The organism is Pseudoalteromonas sp. TP27 (assembly GCF_056470645.1).
The window spans coordinates 147,367-169,332 of the sequence record NZ_JARDAK010000005.1 but is presented as its reverse complement, the minus strand read 5'-3'; the positions used below and the strand labels follow the sequence as shown (position 1 = coordinate 169,332).

The 21,966-nt window shown below is 40.4% G+C and carries 21 protein-coding genes; 1 reads left to right on the top strand and 20 read right to left on the bottom strand.

The window, feature by feature from the left end; genetic code table 11:
* Positions 1 to 21: 21 nt before the first annotated feature.
* From PX700_RS08505 to PX700_RS08410, 20 genes are all read right to left on the bottom strand, one after another.
* A complete protein-coding gene (locus PX700_RS08505) occupies positions 22 to 882 on the bottom strand; it encodes a MinD/ParA family ATP-binding protein (protein WP_415638138.1) in 861 nt (286 codons plus the stop codon).
* Positions 875 to 2,356, bottom strand: coding sequence for a flagellar biosynthesis protein FlhF (gene flhF / locus PX700_RS08500; RefSeq protein WP_479520480.1), 1,482 nt, complete (start codon positions 2,354 to 2,356; stop codon positions 875 to 877). The genes PX700_RS08505 and flhF overlap by 8 nt, the downstream gene beginning before the upstream one ends.
* A gap of 21 nt (positions 2,357 to 2,377) precedes the next feature.
* Complete coding sequence (flhA, locus tag PX700_RS08495; RefSeq protein WP_415638136.1) at positions 2,378 to 4,489, bottom strand: flagellar biosynthesis protein FlhA; 2,112 nt, start codon at positions 4,487 to 4,489, stop codon at positions 2,378 to 2,380.
* Positions 4,490 to 4,562: 73 nt separating this feature from the next.
* On the bottom strand, positions 4,563 to 5,693 hold the full coding sequence (gene flhB / locus PX700_RS08490; RefSeq protein WP_415638135.1) for a flagellar biosynthesis protein FlhB: 1,131 nt from the start codon (positions 5,691 to 5,693) through the stop codon (positions 4,563 to 4,565).
* 9 nt (positions 5,694 to 5,702) lie between these two features.
* Complete coding sequence (fliR, locus tag PX700_RS08485; RefSeq protein WP_415638134.1) at positions 5,703 to 6,482, bottom strand: flagellar biosynthetic protein FliR; 780 nt, start codon at positions 6,480 to 6,482, stop codon at positions 5,703 to 5,705.
* 2 nt (positions 6,483 to 6,484) lie between these two features.
* Positions 6,485 to 6,754 (bottom strand): flagellar biosynthetic protein FliQ, encoded by a 270-nt coding sequence (locus PX700_RS08480; RefSeq protein ID WP_415638133.1) that lies wholly within the window; start codon positions 6,752 to 6,754, stop codon positions 6,485 to 6,487.
* Between the two features lie 40 nt (positions 6,755 to 6,794).
* Complete coding sequence (gene fliP / locus PX700_RS08475) at positions 6,795 to 7,535, bottom strand: flagellar type III secretion system pore protein FliP (RefSeq protein ID WP_415638132.1); 741 nt, start codon at positions 7,533 to 7,535, stop codon at positions 6,795 to 6,797.
* Positions 7,536 to 7,539: 4 nt separating this feature from the next.
* Positions 7,540 to 7,923, bottom strand: a complete 384-nt coding sequence (fliO, locus tag PX700_RS08470) for a flagellar biosynthetic protein FliO (protein WP_415638131.1) — start codon at positions 7,921 to 7,923, stop codon at positions 7,540 to 7,542.
* Positions 7,920 to 8,318 carry a flagellar motor switch protein FliN gene (gene fliN / locus PX700_RS08465; protein ID WP_166376917.1) on the bottom strand — a complete coding sequence of 133 codons (399 nt, stop codon included), beginning with the start codon at positions 8,316 to 8,318 and terminating at the stop codon, positions 7,920 to 7,922. The genes fliO and fliN overlap by 4 nt, the downstream gene beginning before the upstream one ends.
* Positions 8,319 to 8,338: 20 nt before the next feature.
* Positions 8,339 to 9,427 (bottom strand): flagellar motor switch protein FliM, encoded by a 1,089-nt coding sequence (gene fliM / locus PX700_RS08460; protein WP_415638130.1) that lies wholly within the window; start codon positions 9,425 to 9,427, stop codon positions 8,339 to 8,341.
* Positions 9,428 to 9,436: 9 nt separating this feature from the next.
* Positions 9,437 to 9,958 carry a flagellar basal body-associated protein FliL gene (fliL, locus tag PX700_RS08455; RefSeq protein ID WP_415638129.1) on the bottom strand — a complete coding sequence of 174 codons (522 nt, stop codon included), beginning with the start codon at positions 9,956 to 9,958 and terminating at the stop codon, positions 9,437 to 9,439.
* 57 nt (positions 9,959 to 10,015) lie between these two features.
* Positions 10,016 to 11,794: a flagellar hook-length control protein FliK gene (locus PX700_RS08450; protein ID WP_479520479.1), complete on the bottom strand. Its 1,779-nt coding sequence runs from the start codon at positions 11,792 to 11,794 to the stop codon at positions 10,016 to 10,018.
* A gap of 90 nt (positions 11,795 to 11,884) precedes the next feature.
* Positions 11,885 to 12,331, bottom strand: coding sequence for a flagellar export protein FliJ (gene fliJ, locus PX700_RS08445; protein ID WP_415638127.1), 447 nt, complete (start codon positions 12,329 to 12,331; stop codon positions 11,885 to 11,887).
* The gene (gene fliI / locus PX700_RS08440) at positions 12,331 to 13,665 is read right to left on the bottom strand and encodes a flagellar protein export ATPase FliI (RefSeq protein ID WP_415638126.1); all 1,335 of its coding nucleotides are present in this window, start codon (positions 13,663 to 13,665) and stop codon (positions 12,331 to 12,333) included. Before fliI ends, fliJ begins: the two co-directional genes overlap by 1 nt.
* 18 nt (positions 13,666 to 13,683) lie before the next feature.
* Complete coding sequence (gene fliH / locus PX700_RS08435; protein ID WP_415638125.1) at positions 13,684 to 14,490, bottom strand: flagellar assembly protein FliH; 807 nt, start codon at positions 14,488 to 14,490, stop codon at positions 13,684 to 13,686.
* A 3-nt stretch (positions 14,491 to 14,493) separates the two neighbouring features.
* On the bottom strand, positions 14,494 to 15,534 hold the full coding sequence (fliG, locus tag PX700_RS08430) for a flagellar motor switch protein FliG (RefSeq protein WP_415638124.1): 1,041 nt from the start codon (positions 15,532 to 15,534) through the stop codon (positions 14,494 to 14,496).
* Positions 15,527 to 17,242 carry a flagellar basal-body MS-ring/collar protein FliF gene (gene fliF, locus PX700_RS08425; RefSeq protein ID WP_415638123.1) on the bottom strand — a complete coding sequence of 572 codons (1,716 nt, stop codon included), beginning with the start codon at positions 17,240 to 17,242 and terminating at the stop codon, positions 15,527 to 15,529. The genes fliG and fliF overlap by 8 nt, the downstream gene beginning before the upstream one ends.
* Positions 17,243 to 17,262: 20 nt before the next feature.
* Complete coding sequence (gene fliE, locus PX700_RS08420; protein WP_415638122.1) at positions 17,263 to 17,595, bottom strand: flagellar hook-basal body complex protein FliE; 333 nt, start codon at positions 17,593 to 17,595, stop codon at positions 17,263 to 17,265.
* Between the two features lie 156 nt (positions 17,596 to 17,751).
* On the bottom strand, positions 17,752 to 19,218 hold the full coding sequence (locus PX700_RS08415; protein WP_415638121.1) for a sigma-54-dependent transcriptional regulator: 1,467 nt from the start codon (positions 19,216 to 19,218) through the stop codon (positions 17,752 to 17,754).
* Positions 19,215 to 20,327 carry a sensor histidine kinase gene (locus PX700_RS08410; RefSeq protein WP_415638120.1) on the bottom strand — a complete coding sequence of 371 codons (1,113 nt, stop codon included), beginning with the start codon at positions 20,325 to 20,327 and terminating at the stop codon, positions 19,215 to 19,217. The genes PX700_RS08415 and PX700_RS08410 overlap by 4 nt, the downstream gene beginning before the upstream one ends.
* A 132-nt stretch (positions 20,328 to 20,459) precedes the next feature.
* Between PX700_RS08410 and PX700_RS08405 the strand changes: the two genes are divergently transcribed.
* Complete coding sequence (locus PX700_RS08405; RefSeq protein WP_415638119.1) at positions 20,460 to 21,053, top strand: DNA-3-methyladenine glycosylase I; 594 nt, start codon at positions 20,460 to 20,462, stop codon at positions 21,051 to 21,053.
* Positions 21,054 to 21,966: the final 913 nt, after the last annotated feature.

Here is a 21,966-nt window from a genome sequence, read left to right as displayed (position 1 = left end):
TATTCACCAATGTTGTCATAATTAGCCGTTTACTAGCTTCTCAATGAAAAACTCTAAATGACCAGATGGTTGGTTTGGTATTGGCCATTTAACTGCTTTGGTTGCCAACGCTTTAAAAGCAAGAGCGGCTGGCGAATTTGGAAAAAGTTCTACAATCACTTTTTGACGACGCGTTGCTTTGCGCATATTTTCGTCATAAGGAACCGTTGCTACTAGTTCCATCGACACATCTAAAAAGCGATCGGTTACTTTAGATAGCTTTGCAAACAATTCAGTGCCTTCACGCATACTACGGACCATATTGGCAACAATTTTGAACTTATAAACACCATGTTCACGGCTTAATACTTTAATAAGTGCATAAGCATCTGTGATTGATGTTGGTTCATCGCACACTACAACCATTACATCTTGTGCTGCGCGCGAAAAGCTCAGCACCATGTCTGAAATACCAGCGGCTGTATCTACTATCAAAATATCAAATTCGGTATTCAATTCGCTAAATGCACGAATTAGCCCTGCATGCTCAGGTGGCGATAGTTCAACCATACTTTGCGAACCTGAGGTAGCAGGTACAATTTTAATACCTGCTGGGCCTTCAACTAAAATTTCGTCAAGCTCGCATTCACCAGACAAAACGTGTGATAAATTGCGCTCAACACGCAAACCAAGCATAACATCACAGTTTGCTAAACCTAAGTCGGCATCCAGTACTAACACTCTATTACCTTGCTGCCCTAATGCTATAGCAGTATTTAGAGAAACATTTGTTTTCCCTACTCCGCCTTTACCACCGGTAACAGCAATAACTTTTACGCCATTGTTATTGTTCTGACTCATTTTTCGCAGGCCGCTTGCTTGATCTAATACTGTGTTAATCATACATCCCTACTGAACTTGACGCCACTGATTGATGCCTTGAATCTTGTGCTTTTATTCTTTTTAAATACAATTGTTCAGCCTTTTTCACTAGTTTCTCAGCATTTGCAACACGAATATCTTCTGGTACTCGTTGACCATTAGTAAGATACCCTATTGGAAGACGATTTTGAATCGCAATACTAATAATTTCACCTAAACTTAATGACTCATCTAACTTAGTGAAAATACAGCCACTTAACTGTACTTTTTTAAAGTGGCGTACAGTTTCTTGTAGTACATTAATTTGTGCTGTGGCACTAAGTACTAGGTAGTTGCGAATATCTACACGTTGGTTACGCATTAACGTGTTTAACTGCTCGGTTAAGCGCAAATCTCGTTGACTCATACCTGCGGTATCAATTAATACTAGTCGTTTATTACGCAGATGATATAAAACTTCAGCTAGTTCATTAGCATCTTTAACTTGTTTTACACCACAACCAATAATACGGCCGTAAGTTGCAAGCTGCTCATAAGCACCAATCCTGTACGTATCCGTGGTTATTAGAGCCACTTTATCAGCACCATACTTTTGTGCACCTAACGCTGCAAGCTTAGCAACTGTCGTGGTTTTGCCCACACCTGTTGGACCCACTAACGCATATACACCACCTTGGCGAAGTATTTCGTTATTGGTTGTTTGCATTTGATCTTCAACCATTGTTAGCAATGCTTTCCAACCTTGTTGACGAGATACGTCATCAGGTACGAAACATGCCATTTGTTGCGCGACTTCTTTATCAATACCCATGCCGACCAAACGGTCAACCATACAAGCACGAGTTGGGTCGCGACGTGCCATGTCTTGCTGCATTAAACCCGATACTTGATGTTCTAATAATTGACGAATTGCGTTCATTTCTTCACGCATATTTGTCATTTCTTCGCTTTCATTATTTTTATTTTGTGGGCGAGCAGTTACCGGGCTATCTAAATCATCAAAGTCACGGTCTAAATCATCAAAGCCTAAGCTATCTGCTTGAGTTTGTGGACGTGCCTGAGCTTCATCATCACGTGCAAACATATTTTTAGTACGCGGCTGCGCAGCAGGTTCTTGATAGTTATCAGTAGTATCAATACCCGATTGTGAAAACATAGATGCTAGTTCAGGAGAACGTGGACGCGGTGATTGACGCTCTAATAATGCTTGTAAGCTGTCAGCCACTTTTGCTTGAGGCTCAGGTTTGGCACGCTGAGGCTCTGGCTTTATAAAATTATGCATACTTTGCTGTGACGCTTGAGCACGAGGCTCAGCAGTACGTTGTGGTTGCGCTGCTACTTTAGGGGCTGCTTTGTCATAATCAACTGCCGCTACAATTTCTACACCGTTAGCCAGCTTCTTATTTGACATAATAACCGCATCAACACCTAACTCATCTTTAACTTCTTTAAGTGCTGTGCGCATATCTTTAGCAAAAAAACGTTTAATCTTCATGGTTTAACCCCTGTTAAAATCTTATTGTTGGCCTACAGAGCTAACAATCTTGATCTGTCTTTCATCTGGTACCTCTTGATAAGACATCACTCTCAATCCTGGAATGGTGTACTTAACAAAACGAGATAATACAGTGCGTAACATTCCTGACGTTAGTAATATAGAAGGTTCACCGGCCATTTCTTGATTTTGATGCGCTTGTGTCAATGACACTTGAAGCCGCTCTGCAAGTCCTGGCTCAATACCGGCACCTTCATCACCTGCATTTTGTAATGACTGATGCAACATCTGTTCCAACTCAGGCGCCAAGGTTATGACAGGGATTTCTGATGACATACCCACTGCATCTTGAACAATTAATCTACGCAGGGAAATACGCACCGCAGCCGTTAATACATCAGGGTCTTGGCTACGCGGACCATATTCAACAAGGGTTTGAACAATTGAGCGCATGTCGCGAATAGCCACCCCTTCATTCAATAAATTTTGCAGTACTTTTACAATTACAGTTAATGGCAATACATCGGGTACTAGTCCTTCCACTAAACGAGGATGGCTTTTAGCAAGCATATCAAGCAAGTTTTGAACTTCTTCATGGCCAAGTAATAACGCTGCACTGTTGGTTAATAACTGGCTAATATGGGTTGCAACTACCGTGGCAGAATCGACAACGGTATAACCGAGTGATTGCGCTTCATCTTTTTGATCTGGCTTAATCCATACTGCATCAAGACCAAAAGCAGGGTCTTTAGTGTCAACGCCTTTAATTGGACCAAATACTTGCCCTGGGTTAATAGCTAGCTCGTCGCCATGTTTAAGCTCGCTCTCACCCGTTGAAACACCCATTAGTGTTATTCTGTATGCATTAGGGTCAAGCTCTAAATTATCGCGAATATGTACAGGTGGCACCAAAAAGCCAAGTTCTTGAGAAAGCTTTTTACGTACACCTTTAATACGATTAAGTAACTCACCACCCTGTGATTGGTCAACTAAAGGAATTAATCTGTAACCTACCTCTAATCCAATTACATCAACCTGTTGAACGTCATCCCAACCAAGTTCTTTTTGTTCTTGTTTATTTGCAACACCCGTTGCAGCGCTTCCACCATTAGCTGCTTCCTCAGCCTCTGCAGCGGCGGCTTTTAATTTACTTTGCTGTGTGTAGTAAGCTAAATAGCCTAGTAACGCACCTAAACTTAAAAAAGCAAAATGCGGCATGCCAGGCACTAACCCCATGATGATCAAAATACCTGAAGCAATAAAGAGCGATTTTTCGTTACCAAGTTGTTTCTTGAATTGATCCCCCATATTGAGCGATTCATTTTGGCGTGTTACAACAATCGCTGTACCAATTGAAAGCAATAAAGAAGGGAGCTGAGCAACTAAGCCATCACCAATGGTAAGTAATGTATATACTTCCATAGCATCACCAAAGCTCAAATTATGCTGAATCATACCTACAAACAAACCACCAACAATATTGATGATCAATATAACAATACCTGCAATGGCATCGCCTTTAACAAATTTACTCGCACCATCCATTGAGCCATAAAAGTCGGCTTCTCGGGTTACTTCCTCGCGGCGGTCACGCGCTTGCTCAGCACTTATAAAACCAGCATTTAAATCGGCGTCAATTGCCATTTGTTTACCCGGCATTGCATCAAGGGTGAAACGTGCAGATACCTCAGATATACGCCCAGCACCTTTAGTAATTACTACAAAGTTAATAATGATCAGAATTAAAAATACAACCAAACCAACAGCGTAGTTACCACCAATAACAACTGAGCCAAACGCTTCAATTACTTTACCAGCAGAATCACCACCATTATGACCTTCAAGTAATACAACTCGAGTACTGGCAACATTGAGCGCTAAGCGCATAATCGTAGCGATTAGTAATACAGAGGGGAATATACCAAACTCAACCGGCTTCATCGTGTAAACAGTCACGAGTAAAACCACTAATGCGAGGGCAATATTAAACGAGAAAAGAATATCGAGTAAAAATGGCGGTAACGGTAAAATCACCATTCCTAAGGCAGCAAGCACCAGCAAAGGAGTACCTACCCCTTTGGCATAGTCTTTTTTATCTCTGTTAAGTTGTTGTAATACTGCTTTAAAACTCATAATTCTACAATTTCAAAAAATTGACACTGTATTGAATTAGCAATAACTATTCCAAGTTACTATGTTAACGGTTTTAATATTTATAGGCATCTGGGATGGGTAGCTTGTTATTAAGCTTCGTTGGCCGTTTTCCGCGCCCTTTATTAAAGCGCTTAAGCTGAAATACATAGGCTAAGACTTGCGCTACAGCAGTGAATAACTGATCCGGTATTTGTTCGCCAACTTCAGCGGTATGGTAAAGTGCTCGGGTCAACATGGGGGATTCTAAAATAGGTACTTCATTCCCTATTGCTACTTTACGAATTTGCATCGCCATTTCATCAATACCTTTCGCAATTACAATAGGCGCTCCTGCGCGCTCTGTATCGTATTTTAATGCCACTGAGTAATGAGTTGGATTGGTAACAATAACATCTGCATCTGGGACGTCTTGCATCATGCGGTTTTGCGACATTTGCCGTTGTGTTTGCCTAATACGCGCTTTTATTTGTGGATCACCTTCAGAGTTTTTATACTCATCTTTAACCTCTTGCATTGTCATTTTAAGTTGTTTGTTATGATTATAACTTTGAAATGGAGCATCAATTGCCGCAATAATAATTAAAGTGCACGAAAGGCCTAAGAACATCCAAGCTAAAATTTCTAATGCATGAATAATATTACCCGGTGCACTTTCTAAACTTAAGTGCAGTATTTCATCGAAAAAGGTATTAATTAGAAATATAGCGAAACTTGCAACTAAGCCAAACTTTAATAGTGACTTTATAAGCTCAACAGCAGCTTGCGGGCCAAACATGCGCTTAAAGCCTTTCATTGGCGACATTTTACTTGCTTTAGGGGCGGCGGCTTCCCAGCTAAAGTTAAAACCACCTAGCAAGGTATTACCGATAAATGCAGCCAAAACAATAATTAATACGAACATGGCCATAGGAAATATTAAAGCGTCTGCAACTTCTCCCCATACAGCAAACATTTTAGTCGTATCATAGGCTTCGTTACGATTTAAGCTAAGGGTACGGCCCATTACGTTGTACAACCCTTTGCCAATTTCGGGTCCATACATTAAAAGCGATATGGCCGAAAAAATAAGTACAAACATGGTACCAAGCTCTTTTGAACGCGCAATTTGGCCTTTCTTTTTAGATTCATCAAGCTTTTTGGATGTGGGTTCTTCTGTTTTTTCTTGTCCTGAGTCTTCAGACATACCTTTCTCCTAAGGTGAACAACCAACTAGAGTACACATTAGCTCGACCATTTTTAACCATTGAAACTCAAACTGAGTAACAAAGTTACCTAGCGTCGCCCAAATAATAATGAGCCCAGCTACCAAGGTAAATGGAAAACCGATAGAGAAAATATTTAATTGAGGAGCTGCACGCGTCATAATACCAAACGACATATTAATAACGAGCATGGCCGTAAGCGGGGCCAGTGATAGTACTAGTGCAGTAGTAAACATCCAGCCGCCCCATGTCACTATATCCCAATAATGGTCGACAGCCCACCAATTGCCATCAATGGGTAATACATCAAAACTATGCACTACCATTTGAATCATCATCAAATGACCATTGAACACAAAAAATAGCAACGTCGCTAAAATAAGGAAAAACTGACCAACTGCTGGGACGCTTGCTCCATTGGAGGGGTCAATAACAGAAGCAAAACCTAAACCGGTTTGCATAGCTAATATTTGTCCCGCTAAAACGAAAGTATTTAATAAAAGTAGCGATGCAAAACCAATGGCAGTACCAATTAGTATTTGTTGGATAACCACTAAAATCATCTCAAACGAAAACAAATTAGTAAATGTAGCAGGTGGTAAAACAGGCACAACAACAAAAGTTACAACAACCGACAAGCCCATTTTTATTCTTGCTGGAACATTTTTAGCGCCCAAGCCAGCCATAATCATAATCATTGAGCTTATCCGTACTAAGGGCAGCAAAAAGTCGCTCAACCATTGAATGATTACTGAAAATGGATACTCCACATTTAACCTGCAATTTCTGGTATAAGTAATACGAGTCCAGTAAAGAAGTCCATTAATTCTTGGGTAAGCCAATGCCCACCAACAATGAGCGCGCTAATGGTAATTAATAGACGAGGCAAGAAACTTAGTGTTTGTTCATTAATAGACGTTGCAGCCTGAAATACAGCAACCACTAAACCAATAATTAAACCAGGTATTACAATTGCAGACACTAACTTGATGACTAAAAATAAAGCGCCACTTAGAATATCAACAAATATTTCAGGTTCCATGTTGTCCCCTTATTGTTGATTCACATTGATGCTAAGCATATTAAGTCCCCAAACCAAAGCTTTTTGCTAAGGTACCCATCACCAAGCTCCAACCGTCTACAAGAACAAATAGCATAATTTTAAATGGCAAAGACACTATCATTGGAGAAAGCATCATCATACCCATCGCCATCAGCACCGAGGCGACAACTAAATCAACGATTAAGAATGGGATAAAAAACATAAAGCCAATTATGAACGCGGTTTGCAATTCGCTAGTTACAAATGCAGGGATCAATACTATTAATGGCGTGTCTTTTGGCGAGTCGAGCTGATCGTAACCAGCAATTTTAGCAAATGTTTCTAAATCTTTAAGGCGAACTTGGGAAAGCATAAATGCTTTCATCGGCTCTTTGGCGAGTTCTAAAGCTTGTATAGAAGTAACTTGTTCATTTAAATAAGGTTCTATAGCCCGCTCATTAATTTGCTCGTAAATAGGCGCCATTATAAAAATACTTAAAAAAAGTGACATACCTAGCAACACTTGATTCGACGGTGTTTGCTGTAAGCCAATTGCTTGGCGCAAAATAGCAAGGACTACAATGATTCGTGTAAAAGAAGTCATCATTATTATAGCAGCAGGTATAAAGCTCAGTGCTGTCATAATAGCGAGAACTTGTAACGTTACTGAATAATCCTGTGTGCCGTCTGTATTTGTTGTAATTGTTAGCGCATCAATTCCTTCTGCACTTACGCTTGGCACAAACACCATGGCAAAAATAATAAGTAGCCACTTTGTCATAGGTTTAATTCTTTTTATTTTGGTTTGATTGCGGGTTTAAAAGTTTCCCAAAACGCTTAGCTAGCTCTGGTAACTCTTTTTCAGTTAAAGGTGTCTCTAATTTATGTAAATAATTAATACTGTGCGGTGTTACTCCTAATAAGTGCTGGGCGTTATCTATTTCAATAACCAATAAACGCTCCCGAGAACCTAAAGGTAGGCTACGAACAACCTTAAACTCATCGCTATTAACTAAATTTGGGTTTAATTTTTTTACAAAATAAGCCAATACAAGTATGAGTACCAGTACAACAGCTAATGAAAGCACCATAGAGATTATATCACCTGATGGAGCTGCTGATTCTGCTACTGGAAAAACTGAATTTGCTAATACACTTAAACTACTCATCGTAACTTCTTAATCCGTTCAACTTGACTAACAACGTCCGTTAACCTGATCCCAAATTTATCATTAACCACTACTACTTCACCATGAGCAATCAACGTACCGTTGACAAGTACGTCGAGTGGTTCACCTGCAACTCTATCAAGCTCAACGACTGAACCTTGATTAAGTTGCAGTAAATTACGTATATTAATTTTAGAACGCCCTACTTCCATTGAAATAGTTACTGGGATATCTAAAATCGTATCTAATTTACGCTTTTCATCGCCACTCATTTCATGTCGTTCATCACTTAACTCATCAAGCTCTGCAACCTGTGCTTCGCTCCCCTCTTCCGGAGTTTCTGCCTCAGCTAATGCTGCAGCCCACTCATCCATAGTATCTTGGTCATCACTCATACTTTTCGCCTTTTAATCAATTACCAGTCTAAGTCTACACCGTTAGAGAGATGTAAATCATCTTCTAGCTCTGCTAATTCTGCATCTGAGTCAATCTTCTTGCCGCCTTTGGTAAATACATGCAGCTCAGATTTAACTGAATCAGGTCGTTTAATTTTTTCACTAATTTGAAGCGCAACATTGTCGCGTGAACGACCCATTTTAGCTCTAAATGTAGGTAATTCTTCAACAAATACGGTTATATGTTCAGGCATTTCAACCGGAATGATATCACCCGCTTTGAGTTCCATAATTTGTCTTAGGGTTAAATCAACTTCAAGCAATTGAGTCGACATATCAACCTCTACATCCATGATTTCGTCGCGAAGCGCTTTACTCCATCGGAAGTCAGTATCTTCAGTGTCAGACTGAACACCTGCATCTAACAGCTCCCGAATTGGCTCAAGCATAGAATAAGGTAAAGCAATGTGAAAATCACCACCGCCACCATCAAGTTCAATATGAAAAGAGCTAACAACAACGACTTCTGTTGGACTTACAATATTAGCCATGGCAGGATTCACTTCAGAATCGAGATATTCAAATGATACATCCATGACGGGAGCCCATGCTTCTTTATAATCTTCAAAGATTATCTTAAGAAGCATTTGCACAATTCGACGCTCTGTGGGTGTAAATTCTCGACCTTCTATTTTTGCATGATAACGTCCGTCACCACCAAAAAAGTTATCTACCAAAATAAACACAAGCCGTGCTTCCATGGTGATAAGACCCGTCCCTTTTAATGGCCTAAAACGAACCATATTTAAGCTGGTTGGGACAAAAAGAGTATGGACATACTCGCCGAACTTAATCATTTGTACGCCGTTAATTGACACTTCTGCAGTGCGGCGCATCATATTAAATAAGCTAATTCGCATATGGCGAGCAAAACGCTCATTAACAATTTCCAGTGTCGGCATGCGACCGCGCACGATGCGATCTTGCGAAGAAAAATCATACTGAAACGTATCTCCGCTGTCCTCACCTTCGTTTATATCCTCCTCATCAACGTCATCAATACCATGTAATAATGCATCAATTTCGTCTTGGGATAATAAATCGCTCACACTAGCCCCTTATTGCATCACAAAGCCGGTAAATAATACCCGCTCAATTACTTTACTGCCTTCAACATTCATTAAAGCGGCTTGCACTCTCTCAAGGGCAGAAAAACGCAGTGTCTCTTTGCCTGCACTCGTACCTAACTCATCTGCTGTTGTAGTAGAAAAAACGCTTAATAATGTGCCTTCAATAAGTGGAATATGCTTTTTGGTTATTTCTTCATTTATACTATCACGTACTAACAGCTGTACTTTAATTTGTACAATTCTATCGCGACTCGAACCCGGTACATTAAATATGAACGGTCGTGGCATAGCAACATATAAAGCATTCCCTATTTTAGCTAATGAACCTGACTCTCCTAAAGATGTATCTGCAGTTTCTTTATCTAAGTTATCAACCGACGCACCCGAGCCCGATATATAGAAATAACCAGCAATAACAACAATAATAAGCAGTACTGCCGCTATGATCATTATTAGTTTCTTTTTACTTTTATCGGTTTCTTCTATTTTTAAACTTTTGTCTTCGGCCATCATGATTCCTTTAATCGCAAAGGTACTTGCTTGTTTTAGTTATTATAATAGCAGTACTTAGGCATAGTAATCTATTGATGATGAAGTTTGTTTTCGAGAACTTTGCGCAGTATTAGCAGTCAGCTCCTGAACGCTATCATTAATTGCTTCTTTATTAACCAAGTTACCTTGAGTTCTATTCTCGCCTTGCTCAGACGACTCACCACCCGATTGCCCATACGAAATTGTACTTTCACCAAGCTCTAACCCTTGCTGCGCTAACATTTCACGCAAGCGTGGCATAGATTGTTCAAGTGCTTCTTTAGCTTGTTGATTTTGTACTACAAAGTTTATATGTGCTTGTTCTGCATCGCTTCTGATACGAATTTGCATGCTACCCATCTCTGGTGGATCAAGACGAATTTCAGCTTCTTTGTTACTAATACTCAACATAGAGCTAACACGTTCTTGCAGTAACTTAGCCGCATCACTTTTAACTATATTAATTGCCTGCATAACACCAGGGTCAATACCTACCTGCTTTACTTGCGATGTATTTTGTAGTTGTTGAGTTTGTATTATTTGAGTATCAAGTAAGCTCTGATCGAAGCCTAATGAGTCGTCTTGCCTTAATTTACTCGTTTGCTGAATATTGAAAGCAGCTGTAATTTGCGTAAATACTTGCGCTACACGAGCCGGTGCTTGCTCTGCGCTTATATTTTTCAATCCATCTTTTTGCATTTGCTCAGATAACTTTACTGCGCTTTCATCTTTTATAGAAGCGGTAGCAACCTTACTTGGTTCAGCATTTTCACTTATCGATATTTTTGAGCTGACTTTTTGCGAGTCATTTACAACGCTCTGAGTAACTGGCGCTACAAATATTTTTGAGTCTGATTTCGCTGTATCAGCCAAACCTATTTCAATTGAAGCTTTCAACTCAGTAACTGTTTGCTTGAGTGCTTCCAACCTCTCGCCTTTAGGCTGCTCAGCTTTAATATAATCATTTAATTGCGTTAATAAGCTTTGTTTTTCAGTCGTATTAAGCGTATCAATCTCAGAACTGAAAGACTGCTTAGTTACGCTACTCTGCGCTTCTTCATTATCAGTAATAAACTGTGCGAGCAGCTGCTTTAAAGCTGCTACGTTATTAACGTTACTAGGCTTATCTAATGCTTGAGTTTGCACACTTAGCTGTAACCTTTGCTCTGGCGTTAAACTGGCAAGTATTTTATCTGCTTTAATTAAATCAGTATCTTTAGTGATTAATGTATCTACAGCAGTACTTTTATCTCTTTCGGTTATTTGTGTAATTGCTGTTGTGGATGCAGCAACTGATGAATCAATGCTAGGTGAGTCAATATTGGGAATATTTTTGCTCTCAGAAACAAGTTTACTTATGGGCTTCTCAATAGCAATATCAGCTTTAGAACTATCTGTAGTTAATGCCTTCTTAGAATCAACTTCGCCAGTTACTCCATTAGTCTCGCCAGCTGGTCCGTCAACCTTTTCTGTTGGTTTTGAAACAGAGGTATTAATGGCCTGTGCCGAACTTATTTGAGCCAGCATACTATCACCAGAGACGGCTATGACTTCACCTATTGGGTTTCCATCCAAGGTTTTAGGTGTCTCTGTATCCTCACTAGACTCACCATTATTGAGACTGGCAATCGAATTTTCGGCATCGGGACTTTTGTTGCCTTTTTGCAGAGGTTCAATAAAGCTGTGCGCTGCGTTTAGTTGACTTAAAAAATTCGCACCTAAGTCTTCTTCATTATTTTCTAAGCTGTTGTCTTTAAAAGCTAATAATGCATCTTTTTCTGAAGAAGCTAAAATAGAAATGTTATTTATCGCCATAAATCACCTAATACCAATACGGCAATGTGCCACCGCATATCGCCAAAAAGTTAAATTCCACAAAGTAACACAGCAATTAACGTGCCTGAATTATAAAACTTTACGGCGCTGAAAAAATTGGTTAGCAGAAAACTCATCCAACATTTTCTGCTCATTTTTAGCCATTAATGCATTTGCTTTGAGCTTTTGGTTTTCGATTAACTTAGCGACTGCTTTAGCTTTAATTTGCTGCTTGAGCCATAACGCCTTACGTTGCGTAACAACCTGTTTTGCGGTATTTACGGTACTTGCTTGTTGGCGAATCGCTTCTTCAATTTTAGCTATAAAAGTATGGTATTGCCCAAACCCTGCACTGGATAAACCCGACTTACCTTTGAGGTGTAATTGCTGAGAATATTCAAGTCTAAAGTCATTTAGGCCCTGTAACTTTTGTTGATTAGCTTGCAAGTTTTGATTTGCTTGTAAGTAATTCATACGCAAGTTTTCTTCTTTATCATTTTCAATTTTAAGCAATAAATCGAGTTTATTTTTAGCCATTATGCCTGTCCTAGCAATTGGGCAAGGCCTTGCAGGCCATCATCGTAACTAATGACATCTCGCATACCTTGTTGTAAAAATGCATTTACTCTTGGCATCATGTTTATGGCTTGGTCAAGCATTTGATCCGTACCCTTTTGATAAGCACCTAAAGTGATCATATCTTTGTTTTGTTGATACATTGAGTACACTTGCTTTAGCACTCGGGCTTGCTGCATATGTGGCTCAGAAACAACTTGAGGCATAACGCGCGAAATCGACTTTTCGATATCTATTGCAGGATAATGTCCGCTATCGGCTAAATCACGCGACAGTACAATATGTCCATCTAAAATAGCTCGCGCTGCATCGGCAATAGGGTCTTGCATATCATCGCCTTCACTCAATACCGTAAAAAAGGCAGTAATTGAACCTTGCCCTTCACCGCCATTACCAGCACGCTCCACCAGCGCAGGTAACTTAGCAAACACCGAAGGCGGATAACCCTTTGTAGCCGGCGGCTCGCCTACAGCAAGTGCAATTTCACGTTGTGCCATTGCGTAACGCGTTACCGAGTCGAGTAACAATAATACGTTTAAACCTTGATCTCTAAAGTACTCAGCAATGGTAACTGCGCTCTCACAACCTTTTAAACGCATAAGCGGGGATGAATCAGCGGGCGCTGCGACAACAACTGAGCGTTTGCGCCCTTCTACACCGAGTATTTCTTCAATAAATTCTTTTACTTCCCTGCCACGCTCCCCCACCAAGCCGACAACAATGACATCAGCTTCGCTACCACGGGTCATCATACCTAGTAATACAGATTTACCCACACCAGAGCCTGCAAACAAGCCCATACGCTGGCCTTGCCCTACTGTGATTACAGAATTAATAGCGCGCACACCTACATCCATAGGCTTAGTGATTGGTCTTCTTGAAAGCGGGTTTATCGTATTTTGTGCAAATTTTAAATGATGCTCAGCATTAATTTTACCAAGGCCATCTAGTGGCCGACCTAAGCCATCAACCACACGCCCTAATAAACTCATACCTACAGGTAAACCTAAATTATTAACCTGAGGAATAACACGTGCACCAGGTAATACACCAGAGATATGATCGTTAGGCATTAAGTATAAAGTTTGATCGTTAAAACCGACTATTTCGGCGTCTACAAAGCCGTTCATGGTTTCTATTTTACATTGACTCCCAACAGGCGCACGTAGGCCTCTAGCCTCAAGAGTAAGGCCAACAACACGGGTTAAAATACCAGCTACAGCGGGTGCTGGGGTTTTAATATGTTGTTCATATTGAGATAAGCGTTCGCTTAATGATGCACGTTGAGTAGACATAACACGCCAATAAAATAGTTAGATACCACTATTATGCAAAAAACTATCCAACGTTTCTTTGACACGTGTTTTAAGAGTCATATCGAGTGACGACTGCGTTGTTTTAACTTCGCAGCCACCGCGCTCAAGAGTGGGCTCTGCCATCAACTGCCAGTTATTATCAATAATGGTTTGTTCGCCGTAGCTCTCTTTTATGAGCTCTAAATCTTCTGGATTTAAATGAATTCGTACTTTTTCTTGTTCAGCATTAAGCGAATCAATACTTTGCTTTAAAGTGTGTAAAATTACATCAGGCGATGTTTTTACTTCTTGATAAATAACAGCTTCCGCTAGCATGCTAGCAAGTTGTACTAATTGCTTTTCAGCTTGTTCGTCCACTTTATTTAGTGGCACAGTTAACCCTTCTAAAATACTTTTTAAACTTGTTAACTGCTCTTCAATTAATGGCTTTACATCATCATGGCCTTGCGCTTTACCTTGATCTAATCCTTCTTTGTAGCCTGCTTCTTTACCTTCACCCACGCCTTTTTCAAAACCGTCTATGTAGCCTTGCTCATGACCTTGTTTAAGACCTTCCTCGTAAGCATCTTGCCTAATACGTTCAAGTTCCGCCATGGTAAGTGCAGGCAATTCTGGTTCTTGCGGCTCGTCAACTGGCATTTCTTCGGCTAATTCTTTTTTATAAAGATCACTAAGTGGAGTGCCATAAGCTGTAGAGCGATTGCCAAAGCTATTTTCATCTGGTGCTATATCTGGAATAGCCCAATTTTTTAATAATTCATCAGCTTCGTCAGCACGAAGTGTGCGTCCTTTGAATTTGCTCATGGTTTACAAGAACTCCTCACCACCACTGCCGCCCAACTGAATTTCACCAGAGTCAGACAAGCGACGTGCTGTTGACAAAATCTCTTTTTGTGCTGCTTCTACTTCGCTTATACGTACCGGTGCCATAGCTTCTAAATCATCAGCAAGCATTTCGGCTGCACGCTTAGACATATTGCCCAGTATTTTATCTTTAAGTGCATCATCGGTACCCTTAATTGCTTTCATCAACACGTCTTGCTGTACTTCGCGCAAGATTGCTTGAATACCACGGTCATCAACATCCATTAAGTTTTCAAATACAAACATAAGGTCTTGTATTTGTTGAGACATCTCTTCGTCATGCTCACGAATAGAGTCCATTAACTGCCCTTCTACGTTGGTATCTAGGTAGTTTAGAATATCTGCGGCAGCCTTCAAACCACCCATTTTAGCTGCTTGTGCACCGGCCTGGCCGGCAAATTGTTTTTCCATTATTTCATTTAGTTCTTGCAGTGCTGCAGGCTGAACTTCTTCAAGGTTTGCAATACGCATAGTCAAATCTAGGCGTACTTTTTCAGGAAATTGAGAAATAATCTCAGCTGATTGCTCTGGCTCTAGATACGATAATACAATTGTTTGAATCTGAGGGTGCTCATTACGAATAATACTAGCCACCTGCTTAGAGTCCATCCATTTTAAAGAATCTAGGCCTTTAGCGCCTGAGCCCATAACAATTTGGTCAATAAGGCTCGCTGCTTTATCTTCCCCAAGGGCTGCTGTAAGGGCTTTTCTAATAAAGTCTTCTGATTGAAAACCAATTGTACTAAAGCTTTGAATTTGTTCTATAAATAAATGATGCACAGCGCTTATTTTAGCTTGCGAAAGATCTTCTAATCCAGCCATAGCCATACCCACTTTTTGTACCTGTTTAGGTTCTAAGTGTTTAAGTATTTGAGCTGCATCTTCTTCCGTTAAACTCAATAATAATATAGCTGCTTTATCGACTCCATCTAGCTTATCAACATCAAAAGCCTGCGGGAGTTTTTTTTGTTCTTGATCAGTCATCTTCTGTTAACCACGCTTTTACTACTTGTGATGAGAGCTCTGGCTCATTAGCTACTAAGGCACGAATTGCTTTAAGTAAATCTTCATCGCCATGTAAATCAGGCAACTGCAGTGTACCATCACTTGAGAAACCAACCGAAGCAGAATCAAAATCTTTATTTAGCATATCAAGTGTACTATCGCCGATATCTACGCCTGAGTTTAATGCATCTTCGTCGTATTCTTCTAAAGTATCATCTGGGTAAATCAGGCGTTTCAGCATTGGTTTTACTACTGCCATTATTAACACAATAATCACCAAGGCACCTAATACAAGACGGACCATTTTCATGAACCAATCTTGTTCCCACAATGGCACTTCAATATCTAAACCTGTTGCTTCACGTACAAATGGGACAGTAACAACTTCAAGTGCATCACCACGTTGCATATCAAACCCAACACCACCTTGCAATAAGCGACGAATATTTGACAATGCCTCTACTGATCGCGGAGCCATGGTTGTTTCACCGTTTTCTCCCACTTTAGGAATATAGTCTACGGCAACTGATACACTTATTCTGCGTATTACACCACTTTGCTGACGTTTGTGTGAAATAGTTGTATCGAGTTCATAATTACGCGTTGCTTCTTTATGGGTACGGCTTGGTGAAGTAGCAGTACCAGCGCCACCCTCAGTAACTGATTCAGGAATATCTGAATTAACCGGAGGCTGATTTGTCAGCGCACCAGGGATCCCAACTGCTAAACCACCAATATTATTTTCTTCGAATGTGGTTTCACTTCTAACAGCTGGTAAGTCTGGGTTATAGCGTTTTTGAGTTTCTTCAATTGAGCTAAAATCCATACTCAAATCTACCTGGGCTGTATAGTTTGAGAGCCCTACAACCGGTATTAAAATACTGTCTATTTTTTCAAGATACTCTTGTTCGCGTTTACGCTCTAAGTCGTACTCTTTACGAGAGCGGGCCGCTAATAAGCTTTGCGAACCTGAATTTAATAATCGACCATTTTGATCGGTAACCGTCACTCGTGTAGGCTCTAAACCTTGCACTGCTGAGGAAATCATATCAACAACAGAGTCGACTTCTTCACGGTTAAGTGAGCGGCCGCGTTTAAGTGTTAAAACAACGGTCGCTGATGGCTTTTTCTCTCTGCGGGCAAATACATTTTCTTTGGGAATGGCTAACAATACTTTAGCGCGAGTTATATTATTGAGTTCTTCGATAGTGCGGGCTAATTGTTGTTCACGGCCATGCTTTAAGCGTTCACGCTCTAAACGCTGGCTAACGCCAAAACCCATATCTTGCATAATAATATCAGAGCCCGAATCTGGCCCTTGGTCTAGTCCTTCGCGAGTCATTAACAACTTAATGTTTTGATACTCACTTTCATCAACTGATACCACATTACCGTCAAGTTGATATTCAATTTTTTGCGCATCTAAAAAATCTAGGGTTTGAATCAGTTCTTCAGTTTGCATTTTACCTAATGGGCGCATATCTGGCTGACGAGCCCAGATAATTATAAAAATTGCGATTGCTAAACAAATGGCTAATGCAATAACCAATGTTACTTGGCGCAATACATCAACACCATTCAAAGCACTTAAATAGCCTGACTTTTGCTCTTGTTGATCATTGTCGTCTGTTTGCTCAATGCCATCACCGGCAAGTGCAAGGTCTGTAGATTGGTTAGATTGCGCCACAATAATTCTCCACTACCTAGTTAAACAGGCATGTTCATGATTTCTTTATACGCGTCAACAAGTTTATTGCGAACTTGTACTGTAGCTTCAAAAGCAACTGATGATTTTTGAGAAGCAATCATCGCCTCTGCGAGCGATACACTTCGATCGCCCATCTCAACCGCTTTTACTTTTTGACCCGTATCTTGTTGTAATTCATGTACTGTATTCAATGCACTACTTAGCATGTCACCAAATTGTGATGTAGAAGTAGATTGTACTTGAGTTGGCAATTTATTAATTTGATTACTACGGCCAGCTTCTAAAGCCATTGATTGCATTTCTTGAAATACCGCACTATTTTGAATTTTCATACTTTGTCTCTAACGATACAGTTGACTATTATAGCTAATAAAGCATAAACCATGCCAACTAGAATATCATTTAAATACAAGATGTTATGGAGTTATTTTTGAGTCAGAGTTTTGACAGCCCTAAGTTAAAGATGTCCAATTTAGGGCTGTTGGAGGTTATGCTGGAAGTGAAATACCTAAGTCACGCATTTGCGCTAATTTATAACGTAGAGTTCGTGGGCTTATACCCAGAGTTTCAGCAACGTCTTTGCGCTTACCTTGACAGCGGGCTAGCGTTTCTAAAATAATCCGGTGCTCTTTATCTTTAAGCTCATCTTTATAGCTACCGGTATCTGCCGATAGTAAACCTTGCTTAGGTTCAACCTCAACAGGTGATTTTTCATCGTAGTATGCAGAGCTTAACGTGCTTTTCTCAATACCTTGAGCTTCTTGAGTTACCTCGGCTGCCGACACTGTTTGCACCGCAGCCAATGAAGGTTCCATAACAAAGTTATTAGATGCTAAGTTTTCGATAAAAATAGCATGCTCGTTTATTGTGTTGCCCGTACGCAGTATAAGTGCACGTTGTATAACGTTATCAAGCTCACGCACGTTACCAGGCCATGTATGAGCCAATAGCTTTTGCTCAGCCGCTTTATCTAGATACGCCATCGGCTCTTTACTTTTACTAATATGGCGCTCAATTAAATGCTTAGCCAATACAATAATATCACCGGGGCGTTGGCACAATGGTCGCCACATCAATGGAAAAACATTAAGCCTGTAATATAAATCTTCTCTAAACTGGTTTTTAGCAACCGCTTCTTTTAAGTCACGATTACTGGTAGCCAAAATACGCACATCAAGTTGAATTGTTTTACGGCCACCTAAACGCTCTACTTCACGCTCTTGCAGTACGCGCAAAAGCTTAGCTTGCAACCCTAAGTCCATCTCAGTAATTTCATCAAGTAAAATAGTACCGCCCTGCGCTTGCTCAAACTTACCCGGGCATGCTTGAATCGCGCCCGTAAAAGCCCCTTTTTCGTAACCGAATAAAGTGGCTTCGAGCATATTTTCAGGAATAGCCGCGCAGTTAATCGCCACAAATGGTTCATTACAACGGCTCGACTTATCGTGAATATAACGAGCAAGTACTTCCTTACCAGAACCACTTGGGCCAAGTACCATAACACTAGCATCAGAGCGTGCCACTTTACTTGCAAGCCCTAACAATTGAATACTCGTTGGATCGGCAACAATAGGGCCGTCAGTTTCTTTAGCTTTTTCAGGCAAATAACGGCTCACCATATTTAACAGCACTTCAGGTGCAAATGGTTTAGCCATGTAGTCAATTGCACCTAGGCGCATGGCCTCTACAGCATCGTCAATTGTGGCGTACGCCGTCATCATCAATACCGGTAAATCAGGATGGTTTAATTTAATACTACGTAATAGATCAAGCCCACTCATTGCGCCCATTTGCACGTCACTTACTACAAGAGAAAACGACTCTTTTTTTAGTAATAGCATTGCTTGCTCAGCACTGTTGGCTGCAACACATTCAATACCCGACATTTCAAGGGTATCAATTAAAGCCTCACGTAAACCTGCATCATCTTCGACAACTAAAATAGTATTACTCATAATGATTCCTCTAATTTAGATGTTGCCTTAATAGGCAGTAACAAGCTAAAACAAGCACCACCCTGCGCATTATTAGTCACATCAACACGACCTTGATGCGCATTAGCCACCGAACTGACTACAGCAAGCCCTAAACCTGTACCTTGGCTTTTTGTAGTAAAAAATGGTTCGAAAATTTTATCGCTTTGGCTTAAATCTACACCTGGGCCATTGTCGATCACGCTAATGCGAACCATATCTAAGTCTTTTAAATCTCTCTGCGCGCTTATTTTTACTTTTGCGCCACTGCCAATAACTTGAATACTGTTATGTACAAGGTTTTGAATAGCGCTGGCCAGAGCAGTTTTATTACCGACAATTTGTATATCGGGCTCAGGTAAGCTTACATCCAGCTCACTTTCATTAAGTGCGACCATAGCATCAGCGCCCGCTTTAACTTCTGTTAAAAGCTGCTGCATTGAGACTTTCTCTACAACTTGCTGCTCGCCACTTTTGGCAAATAACAGCATGTCGTTTACTTGAGTTTCTAAATCTTTTAAACGCGACATTAGTTTTGTTTGAAAGTTATCGCGAGATGCTTCGGGTAAACGCTTTGACCCTAAGTTAGCAGCATAAAGCATAGCGGCTGAGAGCGGCGTACGTACTTGATGCGCTAATGATGCCACCATTTTACCCAGCGCACTTAATCGCTGCATATGTGCAACCCGCTTTTGTAAGCGGCGAGTTTCGGTCAAATCAGTCATTAAAATAAGTTGCCCAGGCTCTGGTGCTAAAGCAGTAATATCTAGCTTTATTAAGCGTCCGTCTTTTAAAGACACTTCGTGACCATCATCTTGATGCGGCCTAAAAGAGCGCTGAATAACATTAAACCAGCGTTCGCCTTCAAGTGGCTCACCGAGCATGTCAATCGCTATTTGATTCGCTTTTGCAATCAACCCTTTGCCATCAAGTACAACCACACCTGTTGGCATGGTATCAACCAAATGCGAAAGCCAACTTGCTTGCTTGCGCAGATCGCTTAATTCACCAATGTACTCCTCTTGAAGTAAACATGGGTTATACTGATTTGCAGAAAAAAACTGTGGTTTTAGCACGCTAGCAAGGGCCATAATCAAATCTCGAATTGATGTAGATACATGTCTAAATGCACGATTTATACCATAATTTATTTACATACTTATCATTAAGTTACGTCAATAATTTGAGCGACATAAAAATGACGCACACGAAAAGGAATAATAATGAGTGAGCAAATACAGTGCCGTTGTCCATGGCTCGATACGACTAAACCCGACTACGTTATTTACCATGATGAAGAATGGGGCATCCCCCTATATGATGATACAAAGCTGTTTGAATTTATCACGCTTGAATCAGCGCAAGCCGGTTTAAGCTGGTACACAATTTTAAAAAAACGCAGCGGTTATAAAAAAGCATTTGCTAATTTTGATGTAAAAAAAGTGGCACAATTCACACACGATGACATTGAAAAATTAATGCTTGATGAGGGTATTGTGCGCAACCGCTTAAAAATTGCAGCAACCGTCAACAACGCTAAGCGCTTCATTGAAATACAAAAAGAATTTGGAAGTTTTAGTAACTACCAATGGCAATTTGTCGGCAATAAACCGATTATAAGTAATTTAAATAGCATTGAGGACTACCCAGCAATTACAGAGGCATCAACCGCATTTGCTAAAGATTTAAAAAAGCGTGGTTTTAAATTTTTAGGCCCAACCACCGTTTACGCTCACATGCAGGCCTGCGGTATGGTTAACGATCACAGTAATGATTGTTTTAGAAAAGAAGAAATTATTAAGGCTTTTAATGAGTAAGTGATTTATATCCATAAAAGTGATTTGTTCACAAAGAGGTTAAGAGACGTTGCGCTTTAGATAAGTGACGCGTAAGTTGACTATGGTTTCTCATTTACCTTCGTTTTTCTCTTTTTGAAACAGCGTTTTGTTTAAATGATTAAAAGTCTCGTTTTTCACGCGAGCAAGCTCAGCGTCTACCGCCAAGGTTTAAGTTTGCGTTTACCTTGTAAACGCGCTGCTTGCAGGCGTTCAAAAACGTAGTTTTTGGGATAGGTGTTTAAATAATTAAAAGCTCACGCCTTTCACGCGAGCAAGCTCAGCGTCTACCGCCAAGGTTTAAGTTTGCGTTTACCTTGTAAACGCGCTGCTTGCTTGCGTTCAAAAACGTAGTTTTTGGGATAGGTGTTTAAATAATTAAAAGCTTCGCTTTTCACGCGAGCAAGCTCTACGTCTACCGCCAAGGTTTAAGTTTGCGTTTACCTTGTAGACGCGAAGCTTGCTTGCGTTCAAAAACATAGTTTTTGGGATAGGTGTTTAAATAATTAAAAGCTTCGCTTTTCACGCGAGCAAGCTCAGCGTCTACCGCCAAGGTTTAAGTTTGCGTTTACCTTGTAGACGCGAAGCTTGCTTGCGTTCAAAAACGTAGTTTTTGGGATAGGTGTTTAAATAATTAAAAGCTTCGCTTTTCACGCGAGCAAGCTCTACGTCTACCGCCAAGGTTTAAGTTTGCGTTTACCTTGTAAACGCGCTGCTTGCAGGCGTTCAAAAACATAGTTTTTGGGATAGGTGTTTAAATAATTAAAAGCTTCGCTTTTCACGCGAGCAAGCTCTACGTCTACCGCCAAGGTTTAAGTTTGCGTTTACCTTGTAAACGCGCTGCTTGCTTACGTTCAAAAACGTAGTTTTTGGGATAGGTGTTTAAATAATTAAA

Excerpts from the sequence above, each read along its gene's own strand:
- PX700_RS08505 (WP_415638138.1), bottom strand. The coding sequence starts at position 882 with ATGATTAACACAGTATTAGATCAAGCAAGCGGCCTGCGAAAAATGAGT.
- flhF (WP_479520480.1), bottom strand. The coding sequence starts at position 2,356 with ATGAAGATTAAACGTTTTTTTGCTAAAGATATGCGCACAGCACTTAAA.
- flhA (WP_415638136.1), bottom strand. The coding sequence starts at position 4,489 with ATGAGTTTTAAAGCAGTATTACAACAACTTAACAGAGATAAAAAAGAC.
- flhB (WP_415638135.1), bottom strand. The coding sequence starts at position 5,693 with ATGTCTGAAGACTCAGGACAAGAAAAAACAGAAGAACCCACATCCAAA.
- PX700_RS08480 (WP_415638133.1), bottom strand. The coding sequence starts at position 6,754 with ATGGAACCTGAAATATTTGTTGATATTCTAAGTGGCGCTTTATTTTTA.
- fliP (WP_415638132.1), bottom strand. The coding sequence starts at position 7,535 with ATGACAAAGTGGCTACTTATTATTTTTGCCATGGTGTTTGTGCCAAGC.
- fliO (WP_415638131.1), bottom strand. The coding sequence starts at position 7,923 with ATGAGTAGTTTAAGTGTATTAGCAAATTCAGTTTTTCCAGTAGCAGAA.
- fliN (WP_166376917.1), bottom strand. The coding sequence starts at position 8,318 with ATGAGTGATGACCAAGATACTATGGATGAGTGGGCTGCAGCATTAGCT.
- fliL (WP_415638129.1), bottom strand. The coding sequence starts at position 9,958 with ATGGCCGAAGACAAAAGTTTAAAAATAGAAGAAACCGATAAAAGTAAA.
- PX700_RS08450 (WP_479520479.1), bottom strand. The coding sequence starts at position 11,794 with ATGGCGATAAATAACATTTCTATTTTAGCTTCTTCAGAAAAAGATGCA.
- fliJ (WP_415638127.1), bottom strand. The coding sequence starts at position 12,331 with ATGGCTAAAAATAAACTCGATTTATTGCTTAAAATTGAAAATGATAAA.
- fliI (WP_415638126.1), bottom strand. The coding sequence starts at position 13,665 with ATGTCTACTCAACGTGCATCATTAAGCGAACGCTTATCTCAATATGAA.
- fliH (WP_415638125.1), bottom strand. The coding sequence starts at position 14,490 with ATGAGCAAATTCAAAGGACGCACACTTCGTGCTGACGAAGCTGATGAA.
- fliG (WP_415638124.1), bottom strand. The coding sequence starts at position 15,534 with ATGACTGATCAAGAACAAAAAAAACTCCCGCAGGCTTTTGATGTTGAT.
- fliE (WP_415638122.1), bottom strand. The coding sequence starts at position 17,595 with ATGAAAATTCAAAATAGTGCGGTATTTCAAGAAATGCAATCAATGGCT.
- PX700_RS08415 (WP_415638121.1), bottom strand. The coding sequence starts at position 19,218 with ATGAGTAATACTATTTTAGTTGTCGAAGATGATGCAGGTTTACGTGAG.
- PX700_RS08410 (WP_415638120.1), bottom strand. The coding sequence starts at position 20,327 with ATGGCCCTTGCTAGCGTGCTAAAACCACAGTTTTTTTCTGCAAATCAG.
- PX700_RS08405 (WP_415638119.1), top strand. The coding sequence starts at position 20,460 with ATGAGTGAGCAAATACAGTGCCGTTGTCCATGGCTCGATACGACTAAA.